A 17,406-nucleotide genomic window follows, 5' to 3' on the forward strand; every position below is an offset into this window, starting at 1 on the left:
CATTTGCTGCGCGCTTCTCTCTACCGCAAACAGCTCGCTCAGCGTTTTGACGCATGGCATCGTTTCACCGAACTCACCCAGAATCCGTCAGCCGTCTGAGCAAATACGCGTCCTCTGTAGATTTGCGCCGTCGATCAGCCAACGTGACAATGCCAAGAAAAGGACGATTACCCCTAAAAGCACCCGTTCAATCCGCATCAAGGCCTGGCCCGTTCTGGACAAATGTCATGTGTCGGGCCCGCTTCCTACAGAAAGCAGAACATTCCTATAACGGCAGCGGCCATCACGATCGTCGCCAGCCAACCGACGACCCGCAGGGTGCCTGAAATAAAGAACGTCCCCATGATGTCTGGATTCGACGCCATCTTCATCATGAGCACCATAATCGGCACTGAGGTGACGCCATTGATGACGGCACTCCAGAAAAGTGCCTTGATCGGGTCAATCGAGGTGAAGCCCAGGGCCAGGCCAACCACTGTAGCGAGAATGATGATTCCGTAGAACCGCATGGCAAGCTTCGGCTCCAGTTCCAGGCTGTTCTTCCACTCGAACGTTCCTGCCATCGCGTAGGCTGCAGAACCGGCCAGGACCGGCAGGGCAAGCAGCCCGGTACCGATGATGCCAATACTGAACAGCAGGAACGCAAACTCCCCAGCGATCGGTCTCAGCGCCGAGGCGGCCTGTGACGACGTCTGGATATCGGTAATGTGACGCGCGTGGAGGGTCGCGGCCGTGGCGAGAACGATAAAGAACGCGATCAGGTTTGAAAACCCCATACCGATCCACGTATCGAATTTGATCCGTTTCAGATTTGACGCGCCTTGAGACGGCGCATGCTTGAGCGCGAGCTGTCCATGTCGTGCCCGTAGCTCCTCGACTTCCTGCGAGGCCTGCCAGAAAAACAGGTACGGGCTAATTGTCGTCCCGAATACCGCGACGACGGTCGTGACGTAGCCGCCGTTCCACGACAGATGTGGCAACACCGTCCGGATCGCCACGGTCATCCATGGTATCTGGACGGCGAACACGACGCCGACGTAGGCGAACAGGACAAGCGTCAGCCACTTGAGGACGCGGACATAGCGTCGATACGGAACAAAAACCTGCAAAACGAGCGAAAAGAGCGCGAGCCCGACCGTGTAGACATGCGTCGGGCCACCAGCGACCAGATTGACGGCTGCGCCCATGGCTGAGAGATCCGCCGCAATATTGATCGTATTCGCCACGAGCAGGAGAATAACCGTGCCGTAGAGCAGCCATGCGGAATAGTGACGTCGAATATTGGTCGCCAGTCCGTGGCCGCTGACCCTGCCAATCCTGGCGCTGATGATCTGGATGGCAACCATCAGCGGATAGGTCAGCAGGATCGTCCACAGGATGTTGTAGCCGAACGCTGCGCCCGCCTGCGAGTACGTTGCGATGCCGCTCGGGTCGTCGTCGGCCGCTCCGGTAATCAGACCGGGCCCTAACTTCTCAACCCACGAATTGACGTTGCTGGGCGGCGTTGACGACGGATCAGTATCGGATTCCATACGAGCTCAATAGTATGGGGATTTGAAGCGACGTTCGTCGCTGCCGGGCCGTAGTCGACCCCACGTCACTGTAAAAGCTCCTCTAATCGTAGCGCACCTATTCAGAAACTCACGAACCACGCACAGCGCAAAACCAGATCAAACGTTGAATCCCAAGCGAGATGAGGCTGCCCGAACAGCAACCGTCAGATTTTCCACGATTCGAACGATTATCCCTGTCCGCACCACACCTTGTACGGGTATTGGGTGCTCAACTCCCTGAACTGCGTTTGCATCATGTGTGGGACCACCTTATGCAGATGGCTGGGTGTCCCGGTTTCGTGCTCGCGCAACGCCGCGGTGTCCACCGTAACGGCTTCGGTTGCGTCTTCGCCGGCAGGAAGCATATTTCTGGAACGCGTGTCTGCGGAAGCCCGCGCCAGTAGCCCGTCTCTCGAAGCTCCTTCGGCAACTGCCTGGTGACAGGAAAACGCCAGCCTTGCGGCTGGCGTTTCGAACAGGTGGCGAAGGCGTCCTGCTGGTTCGACCACCACCGACACCCTCATCCCTGGTTTTAACGACTTAAAGATCGAGCGTCCGGCCTTCGACTGCGCCGCGGGTGGCCAGCCAGTAGGGCCGCTGGTTGTAGTACTCGTGCAGCGACGAACCCCACTGAGGGTCCGACATCGCGGGCCAATGGTCCTTGTCGAAGCCGGGCGCGTTCTTGATGCGGTCGGCGGCGATGTCGAGCCGGAAGCACTTCTCGTTAGTGTCTAACGTCAACGCGCTCCACGGGATGGCGTAAAGGGTGTGGCCCATGCCAAGGAACCCGCCGCTGGACAGGACGGCGTAGGCGATCCGGCCGCCGCGCACGTCGAGCATGATGTCGGAGATTTTGCCGACATCTTCGCCATCCGAAGTGATGACCTTGTCGCCGTCGAGCGTGGCTGCCGCCATCACATCCGGGCAGGGGCCTTCGCCAGTTCCTCCACCGACAATCTTCGCGCCGCTGCCGCCAGTTGCCGGTTGGGCGCTGGGGTCAAGTGTGGTCATGATGTTCTCCTCGTGAAAAGATCAGACCTTCAATTCCGCAACAGCCACGCCACGGGCGAGTGCAGACTCGGATCGGCGCGCGACGGCTAACGCGAATTTCGTGCGAACCACGGCAGGGATGCCCTTACTAGAAATGAGCTAGTGCAACTGTTTTTTCAGATCGGAAAGTTCGGCATGAACGGAGGTAACGGCACTTTTTACTTTCGCATTTACATTGGTTGCACGTTGACACGCCTGCTCTGCTCGGTCGCCGACCTGCTCAAGGTCGTCGATCCATTGACGCATGCGCTTTTCGTCTTTTGATTCCATTATTTTTTTTGCGCCTCCGGATTTCTTATCGAGTTGATCAACGCAGTCCATAAGCTCCTTGGGCACTGTGGCGTCGGCGTGACAGACTTGCGAGGCTTTCTCAATGGTTTGCTCCAGATGGGTGAAACGCTTCTGGATTTCACTGGCTTGCAGCATGATGAACCTCCTCCTCGAAGGTTGTTCCACGGTAAGTTTGGGCGCCGTTTTGCTGGATCCCAACGTGGTACCGTCAGTCTCGCCTGCCTGAACCAGGTGGCATATTGCTGCGCCGCGGTTCTCAGCCAATCGACGGGTGGCGGCCTGTTTACTATAGAACTCTCCACTGCAATCACACAGGTCCGGTTCCTTCCGCGTGGCGCAAGCGCGCTGGCTGGGCCCGCCCGTTTCCCAGACTGTTAAGGAAGTGCGCCACGGTTGCGTTCTTCCCGAATCGTGCAGGCTGCAGCGGTGTGCGCTGCATCAATTGACCGACCCGGGACTTTTGGGAGCCGAGCGATCTGGTGATGATGGCGCATCGAGGTCGGAGGCGTCATTGGATGATCTCAGGACACGCATTTCTTTGCGTGCGCGCGTCAGTCTCCGCGTGTATCGAACGTGCCCCGTTGCGAAAACCGGTTGCTACATCGCCGCTCAATGTACTCACTGCGGAGACGGACGGCAGATCGATCACCCGGTGAAACAGGAACAGCGGCTTGACGCACCGTATGAAGGGTGTTGACCGCTACCGTACAGACCTGCCGTGCTGGAAGTGAGAACGTATAAACGGACACATCGTCCTCACGGAAAAAACACCGACGTCCCGGCTTCCACAACATTGCATCCACTGCGACTTTCGCGGCGTGCGACGAGGTGCCCTGCAATCCCGTCGCGACATGGCGCGTATCCGCCGGATGCTGCGATCCGGAAGCGCCGCCATCCAGGGAGACACCCAGAGCCGGTCCCGATCGTCTCACCAGGACCTCGTACACGTTGCCCTGCGGGCCCTCAACCCTGGATGGTTTTAACGCGTGCACTTTCCAGGGAGAAGTACCAATGCGCATCGCACAGATTGCCCCGTTGCATGAGGCCGTTCCCCCGGCACTCTATGGGGGCACCGAGCGCGTGGTGTCCTACCTCACCGAGGCGCTTGTCGACCTGGGGCACGACGTGACCCTGTTCGCAAGCGGCGACTCGCACACGAAGGCGACGCTCGCGGCCGCGTGGCCGCGTGCATTGCGCCTCGACCCGTCGACCCACGACGTGCTCGCCCCGCACATGCTGATGCTCGAACAGGTGCGCCGTGTCGCCCGCGAATTCGACGTGTTGCACTTTCACCTCGACTATCTGCCGTTCTCGCTGTTTTCGCGGCTCGACACGCCGTTCGTGACGACGCTGCACGGCCGCCTCGACCTGCCGGAACTGCAAGCCGTGTTCAATACGTTTCCGAAGGCGCCGGTCGTGTCGATCTCCGATTCACAACGTTTGCCGCTGCCGCAGGCGAACTGGCTGGACACGATCTATCACGGTCTGCCGGAAACGCTGCTCACGCCGCAAACGCAGAAGGAGCCGCAATATCTCGCGTTCCTGGGACGACTGAGTCCGGAGAAAGGAGCAGACGTCGCCATCAGGATCGCTGCACAAAGCGGTCTGCCGTTGAAGATCGCCGCGAAGATAGACAGGGCCGACCAGAAATACTTCAAGACGGAAATCGAGCCGCTGCTGTCGCAGACGCACGTCGAATTTCTCGGGGAAATCAGCGAGCAGCAGAAGCCTGGATTCCTATCGGGTGCGAGGGCGCTGCTGTTTCCGATCGACTGGTCCGAGCCGTTCGGCCTCGTCATGATCGAGGCAATGGCGTGCGGTACCCCGGTTATCGCATTCAATCGCGGCTCTGTACCCGAAGTGATCGACCACGGCGTCACCGGTTATATCTGCGAAGACGTGCAGAGTGCCGTAGGCGCGCTGCAACGACTCGATGAGCTGTCACGTACGGAAGTCCGCACCCAGTTCGAACGCCGCTTCAGCGCCAGAACGATGGCGCGGAAATACGTAGCCAGCTATACGTCACTGCTTCACGCGGCAACGCGCCCGGTGTTGCGACGTGCCACCGCCGGTTGATCTGCGCCTGGCGACTTTCCATTTCGAAGCCGTGGCGCCGGTCATGACGACGTGCACCGGAAGGGACGCTGACCGGCCGTTTTGATGCGATGAACCCAGCGAACCTACCCTCCTTCCCTCTGCCCGGACTCATGCGCCCCTGGCTGTTGGGATGCCATGAATGATTCATGTGGTCGCCGGACGTGAATCCCTGATTCCAAGCCTTTTTGTGGACGCCGCCACGACCCCGTTTCGATCACCACGATAGCCATCGCGGGGTGCCCAAATGCATCCGGATGGCGCGGCGGTAAGAGCTGCACGACAGAGATAGGCGGACGTACGCATATGCTCTCCTTCCCAGTCGCACTCGTCGGCGTAGTGCCTCGCTTTATCGATGGGAGTGAGCAGATCACCCTGATCACGGACGTGCCGTTGATGACTTGGTATGCATGGGCGATCTGTTCATCCGAGGGCTCTAGCGGAGTCCAGGTTTCACCCGTGGGCCGTGCCTGCGACCCGGCCAACACTGATAGGCCCGGCTACCGATGCTAACTACGCTGAAGGTGTCGCATGAGTAGCTTCATAGGCTGCCGTGACGATCGACCGTTACCACTTCGTTCTGAGCGTCTTAGCTTTCTTCAGGCGCTCGGACTGCTACCGTACAGACATACCCTGTCGCATGTGAGAAAGCTACGTTGCGTCCGCCGTGCGCCGGTGATTCCCAGGCGTCTCTCGCGAGGCGCGCATTCGTAGCCGGCAACTGGCGCGACCGCGCAAGTCTTCGTTATGCCAAACGCCAGGTGCCGCTGCACGCTTCGCCAATTGGTCCGCGACCTGCGCGTCGCACCGCTGATCAGGCTAGTGTCGAACTTGAGGAGAGCGTCATGAACAACATCATCTGGCTTGTCGGAGCCGTGGTCATCGTTCTATTCGTCCTGGGCTATTTCGGGTTGAGATAGGACGTTCCAGTCATGTGCCCATCAGTCGATGGTCGGTCAGCGACCGCGACCACATCTGTATGAGCTTGCCCGTTAATCGGACGACGAGTGCCAGGGAACTCGCGAATGAGGCACGCGTGCACTGAATGGCCGGGAAGGTTCGAAGGACTGATATGACTTTCTTTGCGCCGATTGCCGGAACGCACTCGCGATGACGTAGAGGTCCGATGAAGGTTAGATGCAGATGTTGATTCGGCGCTTGCCCAAACGGTCTGAAAGGGCCGAGAAGCGTGCGACGTGTGGGACAGGAGCCGGGCCACTTTCGGCCGTTCGCCGGAGCGCTCCGATGGACATTCAAACGTCGAGTACTATCGGATACCGGACTCACGCCGCTTAAGCACGCTTCTCGTATCCTCGCTACACTGGGTCCGGCCCCGACCGCGCGTCGGCCGCCTCCCAGGCGCCACGGCAGTTGCCCCGAACACCATCCCCCGCCCACCGCTCAGTAGGCCGCGCGCAGGGCCTCAGTGGCGAGGGCGAGCCGCGACGCGATGACCTTCACCAGAAAGCGATGAAACTGCTGCGCGGCTGCCGGGTTGTCTTGCTCGAGAGCAACGAGGGCGGCCAGCGACAGCCTGCGCACGCGCGTCGGCACCTCGGCGAACACGTCCGCGCTGCGCGGCTGCTGCGTGTACACGGCCATTTCGCCAACGACCGTGCCCAGGCCGGAAGCGCGCAGCCTCACCGACCGCCCGTTACCGAGCGGTAGCGAAACCGCGACCCGCCCGCTCTCGATGATGTACAGCGCGTCGCCCGGCTCCCCGCGAAGAAACAGTGGCTGGCCACGTAGCAGGTCATGCACTTCGAGATAGGTGAACAGTGCGTTCAGCGCGCTGGCCGTGAAATACGGCGCGAGCATCGCGTGGAGGTCGTCACCGCGCTTCAGCGCGAGCGCGCTTGACGCGAGCAGTTTGTCTTCGACCCATTCCAGGCCCGCATCGAGCGTGTCGAATTCTCGAATCCGCAGATTGAGCGTACCGGTTTTAGTCAGCAGATCGCGCGAGCGCGGCGGCAGCGCGGTCAAGACCAGGTCCTTGTCCGTCGCCGCGCAGAGTTGCCGCAGCTTGACGAAGCTGATCGATGCGGACGCGTCTATGCCCTGGGTCGACGCGAAGTCAAGCACGACGAATCGGACCGCAGCCAGATCGCGCGCGGCGACCCGCTCGCGTATGCGCTGGAGGATCGAATTGGCTGTACCGAAGAAGAGAAACCCTTGCAGGCACATTCCGCACACCTGTGCGCCAAGTCCGCGCAGCGCTTCGGTCTCCTCGATGTTGCGCTCGACATTCGAGGTCCGGGTGCGGAGGTCGAACTCCATCCGGATGCAACTGACCCGGCCGTAGAGCAATGTGAACATCACGCAAGCAGCGACGACGCCTGCGACCACGCCGACGATCACGCCCCAGCCCGCGATCGTGCCGAGAATGATGGGCACGAGCAGGTACTCATACCAGTTGAGCTTCGCGTAGGCGCCGACCACCCACTGCACGAGGAGGCGCAGCCCCATGAAAAGCTGAAGGCCGACGAGCACCGGTACGGGAAAGAGCGCGACGAGATCGGGCGACGCGGCAAGCACCACGAGGCACGCGAGCGACGCGAACACGCCCGCCATCCGGCTCGTCGCGCCGACGCGCGCGTTGAGCATCGAGCGATTGAACGACTGATAGCCGACCATGCCGCCCAACAGCCCGCTCGCGAGATTGGCGAGGCCCGCGGCCCGCATCTCGCGATTGAGGTCGACCTCCTCGCCTGTCGCTGCACCGATTGCCGTCGAATTCATCAGGATCGTGACAGCCGAGACCGACGTGACCACGAGGCTCTCCGGAAGGTGTGCGGCGATCGCCGGCCAGTCGATGCCGCCCTGCGCGAGCTGCGCTGTCAGGTGCAGCTCCGGCAGCCCGGCGAGCCGCAGCGCCACGCGCGGCAACAGCAGCCCCATGCCGCGCGCTTCGTCGATCGACAGGCCCGCGGCGCGCAGCAGGACGTAAAAGAGGACGATCCCGAAGGCCAGCGTAAGCGGCAACGCGGCGACGTGCTTCCAGGTGCGCAGCAAGATGGTGGCCAGCACGCCTACGATGAGCGCGGGGAGCCACGCGAGCCAGTGAAGATGAGTCAATAGCGCGAGCGTATGCCATTGCAGGGACTCGCCCGTCATCACGCGGAACGCGCCGGCGAGGAGCAGATAGCCCGTGCCGGCGAGGAAGCCGCCGAGGACCGGGTAAGGCAGGAACTGCAGCGAGCGGCTGCGCTTCGACGAACCGATTGCGTAGAGCACGATGCCGGTCACGAGCGAACAGAGCGCGATCGCGATCAGCACGGTCAGGAGCAGGGTCTGCGGGGAGCCGCCGTCCGCGCGCACGCTGCTCGCGACGCCTGCCGCCACACCCGCGAGAAACGCCGCCGCATTGCTGTCGGGGCCGCCGATGTTCAGGCGCATCGAGCTCGTCAAGGCAATCACGAGCGCCGTGACGACACAACTGACGAGCGCGGTGGGCACACCGAGCATCGCGTAGCGGGCCAGATCGGCGCTGAAGATCATCGTGCCGAGGCTCATCGCGTAGCACAGCATGACGAGTGCCGATACCGCCCCGGCCGCCAGATCGCCGGGCAGCCCCGCGAAGCGCGAGCGCGGCGGGACGTCGGAGACGGAAACGGTCTGGCCCGGCTTCACGTGAATTCCCGGTGGAATGCGGCGGCACGATGGGGAGCGATCCAGTATCCGTCCTCGAACGAAAGCCTGTCAAACGCCATACGTGGTCCGTGGCGGACGCCTACACTGGGTATTCATCGGCACGATCCCCGATAGGTTCGGGGCCGTTCGCATCGGCAATCTGCGCACGCCTTTCGTCTGCGTTTTGAGCCGATGGGAAGGAACCGGAAGCGACCCGCGCGACGGAGCGCGCGCCGCCCGGCATTGGACGCAGGCGGCGAACATGGATATTGAACAATGGCTGCAGGCCCTGGGGCTCGAGCAGTACGCGCAAGCGTTCGCGGCGAACGACATCGATCTGTCGCTGCTCGCGCAGTTGACCGACGGGGATCTGAAGGAGCTCGGGGTACAGTCGCTCGGCCACCGCAAACGCATCGTCGCTGCCGCCGCGCGGGACTCGGCCGCGGCGGCCCCGCCGGCGGCGCAGGCGCCCAACGTCCTGGACACCCCCGCGGACGAACGCAGGCAGGTCACGATCCTCTTTGCCGATCTCTGCGGCTTCACGGCGCTGTCGCGCACGCTTGATCCGGAGGAACTGCGCGCGCTGATCGGCCGCTACACGGCGCTCGTCGACAGCATCGTGCTCGCCTATGGCGGCACGACCGACAGGCACATCGGCGATGCGGTGATGGCGCTGTTCGGCGCTCCCCGCGCGCACGAAACGGACACGCTGCGCGCGGCCCGCGCGGCGCTCGACATCCATGACGCGCTGACACAGCTAAGCGCACAGGCGGCGCGGACGTTGCAGGCGCACATCGGCATCGCGAGCGGCGAGGTGGTTGCGGGCACGCTCGGCTGCGTCGACGCACGGGACTACACCGTGACCGGCAATCCTGTGAACCTGGCCGCGCGGCTCCAGACTGCGGCGGCGGCCGGTGAGACCTGGCTTTCCGATGACGTGGCGCGCGCGCTCGGCGACGCCGCCGTCTGCGACCCGCTCGGCGAGCAGCGCTTCAAGGGCATCGACACGCCGGTGCGGGCCTGGCGGCTGCGCGCCATCGCGAGCGAAGCGGCGAAGGCGAGCCAGAGCCGCTTCGTCGGGCGTCAGGCCGAGCTCGAGCAATTTCACGGCATCGTCCACGCGTGCGTCGCGAGGCGGGCCGGCCACGTCGTCCATGTGCGCGGCGAAGCGGGCATTGGCAAGACGCGTCTGGTCGATGAGATGCGCCGCTACGCGCAGTCGCAGGGCTTCGTGATCCATCGGGGCCTCGTGCTCGATTTCGGTGTGGGCAAGGGCCAGGATCCCGTGCACGCGATCGTCGGCAGCCTGCTCGGCCTGCCGGCCGGCGCATCGAGCGACGCGCGGCAAGCCGCCGCCGCGCGTCTTGCCGCTGAGGGTGTCGTCAAGGCCGAGCAGCACACGTTTCTCCACGACCTCCTCGACCTGCCGCTCGCGGGCGAATGGCGAGCCCTCTACGACGCGATGGACCACGGCGCGCGCAAGCGCGGCAAGCAGGCGCTCGCGACGAGACTGACCGACGACGCGTGCACGCAGGCCGCGACCCTGATCGTCGTCGAAGACCTGCATTGGGCTGACCCCGAAGTGCTCGACTATCTCGCGGCCTTCGCCTCGGGCATCGCGAACGGGCCGGGCCTGCTCGTGATGACCTCGCGCGTGGAAGGCGATCCGATCGACGCGACGTGGCGCGCGCGCTGCCGGGACACCCCCTTTGCGACGATCGATCTCGGGCCGCTGCGAAAGGACGAAGCCCTGAGCCTCGCGGGCAACTTCATCGACGCGACGCAGCGTGTCGCGCTCGCCTTCATCGAGCGCGCGGGCGGCAACCCGCTGTTCCTCGAGCAACTGTTGCGCAACGCCGAGGAAGGCAGCGGCAGCGCCGTGCCGGCCTCGATCCGGAGCCTCGTGCTCGCGCGGATGGACCGGCTCGCGCCGCGCGACCGCCTCGCCTTCCAGGCGGCCGCCGTGATCGGCCAGCGTTTCGACCTCGCGTTGCTGCGGCGGCTCATCGACGATCCCGGCTACGCCTGCGCCGGCCTGCTTGCCAATGCGCTCGTGCTGCCGGAGGGCGAGGACTTCCTGTTCGCCCATGCGCTGATTCAGGAGAGCGCGTACTCGACGCTATTGCGCGCGCGCCGGCGCGCGCTGCACCGCCGCGCGGCCGACTGGTTCGCGCACGGCGACCCCACGCTGCACGCCCAGCATCTCGACCGCGCCGAGGACGAATGCGCGCCGCGGGCCTATCTGGCCGCCGCGGACGCGCAGCGCGCGGCCCACCTGGTCGAGGCCGCGCTGCGCCTCGCCGAGCGCGGCCTCGAGATCGCGCAGACCGACGCAGACCGCCACGCCCTGAGCTGTTGCAAGGGCGAGCTCCAGCGCGACCTCGGCGACATTGCCGGATCGATCGCCACCTATCGCGCGGCGCTGGCGGCCGCCCCCGACGACGCCAGTCTGTGCCGCTGCCAGCTTGGGCTTGCGGAAGACCTGCGCGTCAGCGAAGGTCTCGATGAAGCGCTAGACCTGCTTGCAGCCGCGCAGCGGATCGCGGAGCGCGACGACCGGGTGGCCGAGCTCGCGAGCCTTCACCATCTGCGCGGCAACATCCTCTTTCCGCTCGGGAAGATCGATGCCTGCAACGCCGAGCACGAACTCGGTCTCGCCTATGCGCGGCGCCTCGGCCTGCCCGAGGCGGAGGCCCGCGCGCTCGGCGGCCTCGCGGATGCCGCGTACGCGCAGGGACGGATGCGGACCGCGTTCCGCCATTTCAGCGATTGCGTGGCGTTGAGCCACGAGCACGGGTTCGGCCGCATCGAAGTCGCGAATCGTTCGATGCAGGGCTTCAGCCGCATCTATCTGAACGACGCGTGGCAGGCGCGCGAAGACGCGCTTGCCGCCGCGCACGCCGCCGAGCTGATCGGGCAACCGCGCGCGCAATTGCTGGGCGAGACGCTCGGCGTGTTCGCCTGCTACGAGCTCGGTGATGTGCAGGCTGCGCGAGTCCATCTGGAGCAGGAAATGCGGGTGATCCGGCAGTTGGGCGCGCGCCGCTTCGAAGCGCAGAATCTGGAAATGCAGGGACGTGTATGGCTGGACGATGGATGCCGCGGCAAAGCTGTGAAAGCGCTTCGCGAGGCGCTCGCGATCTCGCGCGAAGTGGGCACGCAGTTCTGCGCGCCGAAGGTCCTGGGCGCCCTGTCCCGCGCGGTCGACGGGAACGACGAGCGTGCGCGGCTCCTGGCAGAAGGCGAGAACCTCCTGCGCCTCGGCGCGGTCGGCCACAACCACCTCTGGTTCTACCGCGACGCCATCGAAGCGATGCTGTCTGCCCCCGATCCGGTCGGCGCGCTGCTCTACGTGACGGCACTAGAGGACTACACGCGGCGCGAACCGCTGCCCTGGGCCGAGCTGTTCGCGGCGCGCGGCCGCGCGCTCGCGCGCCCCCTGCAGGAGCCTGCGGACGAAGCCGTGCGATGCGAGCTTGGGCGCGTGCGAACCGTGCTGCTGCAGGCGGGCTTCAGGCACTACCTGGCCGCGGTCGATGCAGCGCTTGCCGCTTGAGGCGAGCGTCACGCCAGCGCCGCGTGTCAAGCGGTTGGTCAGCGGCCCATTGATCTGCACATTCTTCGCGATCAGATCGAGTCCGATCAACGCGCTCGCCAATCCTTGCGGCCTGCCCAAACCGGATGCCCGACGACGCTGCAAAATCTGGCCATCGCGTTCGACCATTACAACGAGTCGCCTCCACACAGCGCATTGAAATATCATTGGCCACGCGAGTTTCGCCAGCGACCAAATTCACCAACCTAAGCGTGACCATGTGTCCGGTCATGCAGAGGCAAGTGCATGCCACTTGGCTGCGTCCCGCTCCTGGCCCGAACCGGGACGCTTGCGACCAGCAGTAGCCGACCTTTTCCGGCGTCAGAACACAAACAGCTCCGTTGTTCACGGTCGTGAGTCTATTGTCCGCATCCCCGCGGGCGCGATGTTTCGTGGCACGAAACCACAACGCTCGAAGAGCCGTTCCGAGGGCCCGTTCCCCACGGTGATCATCGCGCAACACGCGCTATGGCCAGCGATGACAAGGTTCCTCAGCGAAGCCTTGACCAGGCTGCTTGCCATGCCATTTCCCTGTATTGAGGGCCTGCTCGCCACGATCGCGATAAGCGGGCAGTCGTACGGTTCGTAATCGGTAACAACGCAGGCCGACAGCAATTCGCCATCACGCTCGACAACCGACGATGCGGCGAGGATGCAATCGCCATAGAGACCTTCGAAAAGCGCGTTTGTTTTTGCGCGGTAGTCCGCTTCGGTTTGCTGAAGGTCGTCGGTCGTGCCCTTAAAGGCTGTAAAAAACAACGCCCCGAGTTGCACTGCGTCGTCTGTCCTGACCATCCGTACGTCATCACCTCCTCGAGCGAATTCGTCGAACCGGGTCAACTCAATACGCCACATCCTGCTCTCTCGTCGCTGCGGTTTTTGATCCATGAGTGGCTGCCCTTCGAAAATCGTTGCCCTGATTCACACAGACTCGTTTCAATTATGGCAGGGGCATCCCGGTGTGCGATGCGTGGCATGCTGGAAACTCTGTTACCAAACGGGACGATTTACGGTAGGGTCGAGCAGGCAAGCTCGTGCATCGGACGCTCTCAGATAGACGCCGAAGCACCACGCGAACCCTAACCTACCCGAGCGCCCGGGAAATTACGCGGAAATTCGACCGGCGACCTGCGGAAGGTGGGCAGCACCTGCGTCTTGGCGGTCAGCGCGACGTCGGCCCGGGGCCCGGCCCGGCCGGGGACCTGTATCTGGAAATCGCCTCCGGGGAGGATCCGCATTTTCGTGTCGACGGACACGATGTCTGGCTCGATGTACCGGCAGCGCCCTAGGAGCGCTACTCGTTGCCCATGTAACCGTTCAGGCTCCCGATGGCTCGTCGAAAGAGAGTCGAGTTCACGCTCGCTGAATTGTCCCTGGCAAGCGGCGCGTCGGAAGAACAGTTGACGTTATGGATCGAAGACGCAGTCGAGCCGCAGGGCGCCACGGCGCGCGAATGGCGCTTAACCGGTTGCTGCGCTGAAGCGCGTGCGAACCGCCGGACGAATCGCACAGGATCTCGACATCAACGGGCCTGGCATTGCGCTCGCGCCCGACCTGCTCGATGAAATCAATGCATTGCGGGCGCGGGCCACGCGCTCGTCCGGTCGTTGATCGTGTTTTCCAATTTCCACATTGTGCTTCGCCCGTGCTGGGACTGCCCGTGATCCTCAACCTGATCGTCGACATGACGTATTTTTCAGGCAACACCTTTCGAACGTCGCTAGCGCCATTAAGCGTCAGCTCGTCGTGCGGGTTTGTGGCGGCCAGCTGGCCGTAAAGGTCAGCGCACGCCGCGCAAGGCTGAATCCAGAGATCCATTCAAAAGGCGATAACCCGCCTCGCTTCAGACTCGGCAAGCTCCAGTGCTGCCTCGGCCGGCCCCGAATCGAAAAAGTCCGAGCTTTATTGACTAACTCGTACCAACTTTAGTTCGTTTGACGTCACGAGGGCCGAGATTCGCCCTTGCCCATAGGGACACCTCAGTCAGCGCATCGACCTCCAGAACCGGACCACGGCGGGGTGAATCACCTCGCGCCACCTCGGGCCGGTGAACAGGTCATAGTGGTCACAATCCGGTATCGTCAGGCGGCAGCGCTTCGATACTGGGACCGCACTGCACAGCGTGTGAGCGGCATGCGTCTGGCCCGCGCCGGCAATGTCGTCGCGGTCGCCCTCGACTGTACAAAGCGCCGTAGCTGCGAGATCCTGCGGCTGAATACAGCGTCCGCCGACGTGCCATTTCCCACGGGCAAGCTGCTGCTCCTGAAAGATTACGCGAATCGTGTCGAGCAGATAATCTTCGGCCATGTCGAGAACCGCCGCATATTCGTTCAGTGCACGCAGGCTGTTCGCAATGGCCTTCGCATCGACTGAGAAGCGGCTCGACCAGTAGTGCAATTCGAGTGCCAACTGGCGGTGTGGATGCGCGGCGACAATCGCCGCATGCTGGATGAAGCCCGGACAGACCCGGCGGCCGGAACCGGCATAGCCGGGCGGAACGGTGTCGATCACCGTGTCGCGGAACCAGTCGAGGCTGTGGCTTTGCGCCAACCGGTCGACGGCGGTCGGATTGAGCCGCGCATCGATCGGGCCGCCCATCAGCGTCAGGCTGAGCGGCGGCGCCTCTCCTTCCCTCGCCAGCAATGACGCAGCCGCGAGGGTCGGCGCGGTGGCCTGGCAGAGGGCGATGACGTGCGTATGCGCGCAGCCCACTTTTAACAGAAAGCGTTCGACCGCGAGCACATAGTCGTCGAGTCCGAAAGGGCCGGCGGCGAGCGGCACGTCCCGTGCGTTGGCCCAGTCGGTGACGTACACATCGCCGTCCTGCAGCAGCGTTTCGACCGTTTCGCGCAGCATGACCGCGTGGTGTCCCGCGAGTGGCGCGCAGAGAAAGATGTCCGGTGGCGCCGCGCGTTTTTGACCGCACCTGGGTGCAACGGGCGAGTGCGCGCGCGTGAATTGCCGCAGCGCGCAAAACGGCGTGCTGTCGACCACCTGTTCGGCAACCGGTACCGATCGGGTGCCCACCGTCACCGCCTCGATGCCGAACGGCGGTGCCACGAGGGCCGGTCGAACCAGCCGGCGCAGCCAGTCATAGCCAGCAGCGGCGACGGGCACGCAAGACATCGACGGCGACAACCAGGCATCGCATCCGGGCATTGCCCAGTCGCTGAACGACTGCATCAGGCCACGCTGCTCTTCAAGCCACGAATACCACATGCTGTCTCCTGCCCGCGTGCCCGCGACTCGTTCCGTCTTCCATCAAGGCAGGAGCGTGGTCGGAAAAACGGGAGTGAAACGCGTTCAACGGCAATCAATACGCCGCGAGAAATGTAGACCTGCCGCAAGAAACACGCCGTCGCGTCCTTCTACCTTGCGCTAAAGACCAGCATATGTGTGGTGCTCCGGGAAAGAAATTGCGGCGTAACGCGCGCGCCCGCGACGCGCTGCTCGCGCAGGGGCAGCACCCATCGCTCGACGCGATACGTATCGCGCTCGGCAACACCGGCTCCAAAACGGCGATCCTCAAGAAAAGGACGATGTATCGTTCACACGCGCTGGATCGCCGTCCGACGCAATCCGGGATCCTGTAGTCCGGCTCACCGCGTGTCTGGACGAAGAGGCGCAGGCCGTTGCGGACCTGCAACTGACCGAGGCTGCGCCGCCGTCGCTCGCGAGCGGGCGGCGCACGCAGCAGCCAGACCGCATTGCAGTAGCGCGCGCTCGACGTCGAACGCCTCACGCAGCAAGCACGCGGACTGACCGAGCGACTCACCGAGCACGACGGTTTTCATCGGTCCCTCGAGGAAAGGCTGCAGCACGCCCACTTGCCAGCGCAACCCGGTCCCGCGCCAGGTCCGGACGCACCCCGTCGCTGTCGTTTCATGCCGCATAGGCCTTGACGACCGGGTACGGCCGCGATTTGTGGCATCGCCGTCGACATGATCCGCCCTTCAACGTTGGCCATGCCCGTCGCGGCCGTAAATTGACGCCAGAGCGGGCAAGTGTCTGTGAATGAGTCGGCGCAGCGACAACTACGGATAAGTGCAACAATAAAAATGCCGTCGGCGCCTTTTGAAAATCATCCTGTGACATGGAATCGAACATGCTGGAGATAGATGGGGATCGCTTTGTGGCAATCGTAAGCAAGATTCTCGAATCCCGGCTGACCCCGTGTCTTGTGTCGGCCATGGCAAGCGCCGCGCTCACCATCTGTCCGGTGCAGGCGCAGGTACGACCGCCGTCGTTCGAGACTTTCGCCGTCCCGACCGGTAGTGCGCCACATGACGTCGCCCCGGCGCCCGACGGCGCCGTGTGGTACACCGCGCAGGCGCAGGGCGTGGTCGGTCGGCTGGACCCGCGTAGCGGCAGGATCGACAGGATTCCGCTTGGCGATGGGTCGGCACCGCACGGCGTGATCGTCGGGCCCGATCGCGCGGCATGGATCACCGACGGCGGCCAGAACGCGATCGTGCGCGTCGATCCGAAGACGTTTGCCGTCACGCGTTTTCCATTGCCGAAGGACCGGCCGGCCGCCAATCTGAATACCGCGGTCTTCGACAAGCAAGGGCATCTGTGGTTTACCGGCCAAAGCGGCGTCTATGGCGAGCTCGATCCGAAGCGCGCCAGCATGCGCGTCTTCGATGCGCCGCGCGGGCACGGCCCCTACGGCATCTGCGTGACCCCGGACGGCAGCCTGTATTTCGCGTCACTAGCGGGAAGTTATCTCGGCCGCATCGATCCCGGAAGCGGCGCAACGCAGGTCATCGATCCGCCGACGCCGGATCAAGGTGCGCGCCGTGTATGGTCCGATTCGAAGGGGCGTGTCTGGGTCAGCGAGTGGAACGCAGGAAAAGTCGGCGTATTTGATCCAGCGACGCGTCGATGGCGCGAATGGCGCCTGCCCGGCGACGATCCCCATGCATACGCGATATTCGTAGACGACCAGGACATCGTCTGGCTCAGTGAATGGAGCGCCAACGCGCTAGTGCGCTTCGACCCGCGCACTACGCGGTTCGACGTGTTTGCGCTGCCGCGTCCGCACGCGAACGTACGTCAAATGATGGGCCGCCCAGGAGAAGTCTGGCTGTCCGAGTCCGGCACCGATCATCTGCTGCGCTACCGCTCCCGCGCAGCAGACGCCAGCGGGAATTGACGACGCACTGTCCACGAATGTCATCCACTGTACAGGAG

General features: G+C 63.6%; 12 protein-coding genes and 2 pseudogenes. 8 read left to right on the forward strand and 6 right to left on the reverse strand.

All coding sequences use genetic code 11. The features are described from left to right. Positions 1–99: pseudogene (locus tag PQR42_RS45775) on the forward strand (IS6 family transposase); the annotation flags it as partial. A 146-nt stretch (positions 100–245) separates the two neighbouring features. Here the strand turns inward: PQR42_RS45775 and PQR42_RS09240 are convergent. From PQR42_RS09240 to PQR42_RS09250, 3 genes are all read right to left on the reverse strand, one after another. Beyond that, positions 246–1,532, reverse strand: a complete 1,287-nt coding sequence (locus PQR42_RS09240; protein ID WP_408386181.1) for an NRAMP family divalent metal transporter — start codon at positions 1,530–1,532, stop codon at positions 246–248. A gap of 561 nt (positions 1,533–2,093) precedes the next feature. Further along, positions 2,094–2,564 (reverse strand): PRC-barrel domain-containing protein, encoded by a 471-nt coding sequence (locus PQR42_RS09245; RefSeq protein ID WP_408207679.1) that lies wholly within the window; start codon positions 2,562–2,564, stop codon positions 2,094–2,096. Positions 2,565–2,702: 138 nt separating this feature from the next. Continuing rightward, entirely contained in the window at positions 2,703–3,029 is a 327-nt protein-coding gene (locus PQR42_RS09250; RefSeq protein ID WP_408207681.1) for a hypothetical protein, read from the reverse strand. A gap of 876 nt (positions 3,030–3,905) precedes the next feature. On the opposite strand from PQR42_RS09250, the gene PQR42_RS09255 reads away from it, so the two are divergent. Further along, positions 3,906–4,970, forward strand: a complete 1,065-nt coding sequence (locus PQR42_RS09255) for a glycosyltransferase family 4 protein (RefSeq protein ID WP_408207683.1) — start codon at positions 3,906–3,908, stop codon at positions 4,968–4,970. A gap of 1,419 nt (positions 4,971–6,389) precedes the next feature. Here PQR42_RS09255 and PQR42_RS09260 read toward each other — a convergent pair. Continuing rightward, a complete protein-coding gene (locus PQR42_RS09260; RefSeq protein WP_408207685.1) occupies positions 6,390–8,618 on the reverse strand; it encodes a SulP family inorganic anion transporter in 2,229 nt (742 codons plus the stop codon). 262 nt (positions 8,619–8,880) lie between these two features. Here PQR42_RS09260 and PQR42_RS09265 point away from each other — a divergent pair, with 262 nt between their 5' ends. Together PQR42_RS09265 and PQR42_RS09270 are read left to right on the forward strand one after the other, a co-directional pair. Next, on the forward strand, positions 8,881–12,174 hold the full coding sequence (locus tag PQR42_RS09265; RefSeq protein ID WP_408493622.1) for an adenylate/guanylate cyclase domain-containing protein: 3,294 nt from the start codon (positions 8,881–8,883) through the stop codon (positions 12,172–12,174). A gap of 112 nt (positions 12,175–12,286) precedes the next feature. Next, positions 12,287–12,423: pseudogene (locus tag PQR42_RS09270) on the forward strand (IS3 family transposase); the annotation flags it as partial. A 135-nt stretch (positions 12,424–12,558) separates the two neighbouring features. Here the strand turns inward: PQR42_RS09270 and PQR42_RS09275 are convergent. Then, positions 12,559–13,101, reverse strand: coding sequence for a GNAT family N-acetyltransferase (locus PQR42_RS09275; RefSeq protein WP_408386176.1), 543 nt, complete (start codon positions 13,099–13,101; stop codon positions 12,559–12,561). Between the two features lie 146 nt (positions 13,102–13,247). Here PQR42_RS09275 and PQR42_RS09280 point away from each other — a divergent pair, with 146 nt between their 5' ends. Together PQR42_RS09280 and PQR42_RS09285 are read left to right on the forward strand one after the other, a co-directional pair. Further along, complete coding sequence (locus tag PQR42_RS09280; protein WP_408386174.1) at positions 13,248–13,502, forward strand: DnaJ C-terminal domain-containing protein; 255 nt, start codon at positions 13,248–13,250, stop codon at positions 13,500–13,502. A 196-nt stretch (positions 13,503–13,698) separates the two neighbouring features. Beyond that, the gene (locus PQR42_RS09285) at positions 13,699–13,824 is read left to right on the forward strand and encodes a chaperone modulator CbpM (RefSeq protein ID WP_408207693.1); all 126 of its coding nucleotides are present in this window, start codon (positions 13,699–13,701) and stop codon (positions 13,822–13,824) included. A gap of 372 nt (positions 13,825–14,196) precedes the next feature. On the opposite strand, the gene phaZ is transcribed toward PQR42_RS09285, so the two are convergent. Next, on the reverse strand, positions 14,197–15,432 hold the full coding sequence (gene phaZ / locus PQR42_RS09290) for a polyhydroxyalkanoate depolymerase (protein ID WP_408386172.1): 1,236 nt from the start codon (positions 15,430–15,432) through the stop codon (positions 14,197–14,199). Between the two features lie 173 nt (positions 15,433–15,605). On the opposite strand from phaZ, the gene PQR42_RS09295 reads away from it, so the two are divergent. Then, positions 15,606–15,806, forward strand: coding sequence for a DNA-binding protein (locus tag PQR42_RS09295; RefSeq protein ID WP_408207697.1), 201 nt, complete (start codon positions 15,606–15,608; stop codon positions 15,804–15,806). 596 nt (positions 15,807–16,402) lie between these two features. Beyond that, complete coding sequence (locus PQR42_RS09300) at positions 16,403–17,368, forward strand: Vgb family protein (protein WP_408386413.1); 966 nt, start codon at positions 16,403–16,405, stop codon at positions 17,366–17,368. Positions 17,369–17,406 lie beyond the last annotated feature (38 nt).

This window comes from Paraburkholderia sediminicola, assembly GCF_046027355.1.
Lineage (GTDB): Bacteria > Pseudomonadota > Gammaproteobacteria > Burkholderiales > Burkholderiaceae > Paraburkholderia > Paraburkholderia sediminicola_B.

Coding starts and splice junctions, on each gene's coding strand:
- PQR42_RS09275 (WP_408386176.1), bottom strand. CDS start 13,101: ATGGATCAAAAACCGCAGCGACGAGAGAGCAGGATGTGGCGTATTGAG.
- PQR42_RS09250 (WP_408207681.1), bottom strand. CDS start 3,029: ATGCTGCAAGCCAGTGAAATCCAGAAGCGTTTCACCCATCTGGAGCAA.
- PQR42_RS09240 (WP_408386181.1), bottom strand. CDS start 1,532: ATGGAATCCGATACTGATCCGTCGTCAACGCCGCCCAGCAACGTCAAT.
- PQR42_RS09265 (WP_408493622.1), top strand. CDS start 8,881: ATGGATATTGAACAATGGCTGCAGGCCCTGGGGCTCGAGCAGTACGCG.
- PQR42_RS09300 (WP_408386413.1), top strand. CDS start 16,403: ATGGCAAGCGCCGCGCTCACCATCTGTCCGGTGCAGGCGCAGGTACGA.
- PQR42_RS09295 (WP_408207697.1), top strand. CDS start 15,606: ATGTGTGGTGCTCCGGGAAAGAAATTGCGGCGTAACGCGCGCGCCCGC.
- PQR42_RS09245 (WP_408207679.1), bottom strand. CDS start 2,564: ATGACCACACTTGACCCCAGCGCCCAACCGGCAACTGGCGGCAGCGGC.
- PQR42_RS09255 (WP_408207683.1), top strand. CDS start 3,906: ATGCGCATCGCACAGATTGCCCCGTTGCATGAGGCCGTTCCCCCGGCA.
- phaZ (WP_408386172.1), bottom strand. CDS start 15,432: ATGTGGTATTCGTGGCTTGAAGAGCAGCGTGGCCTGATGCAGTCGTTC.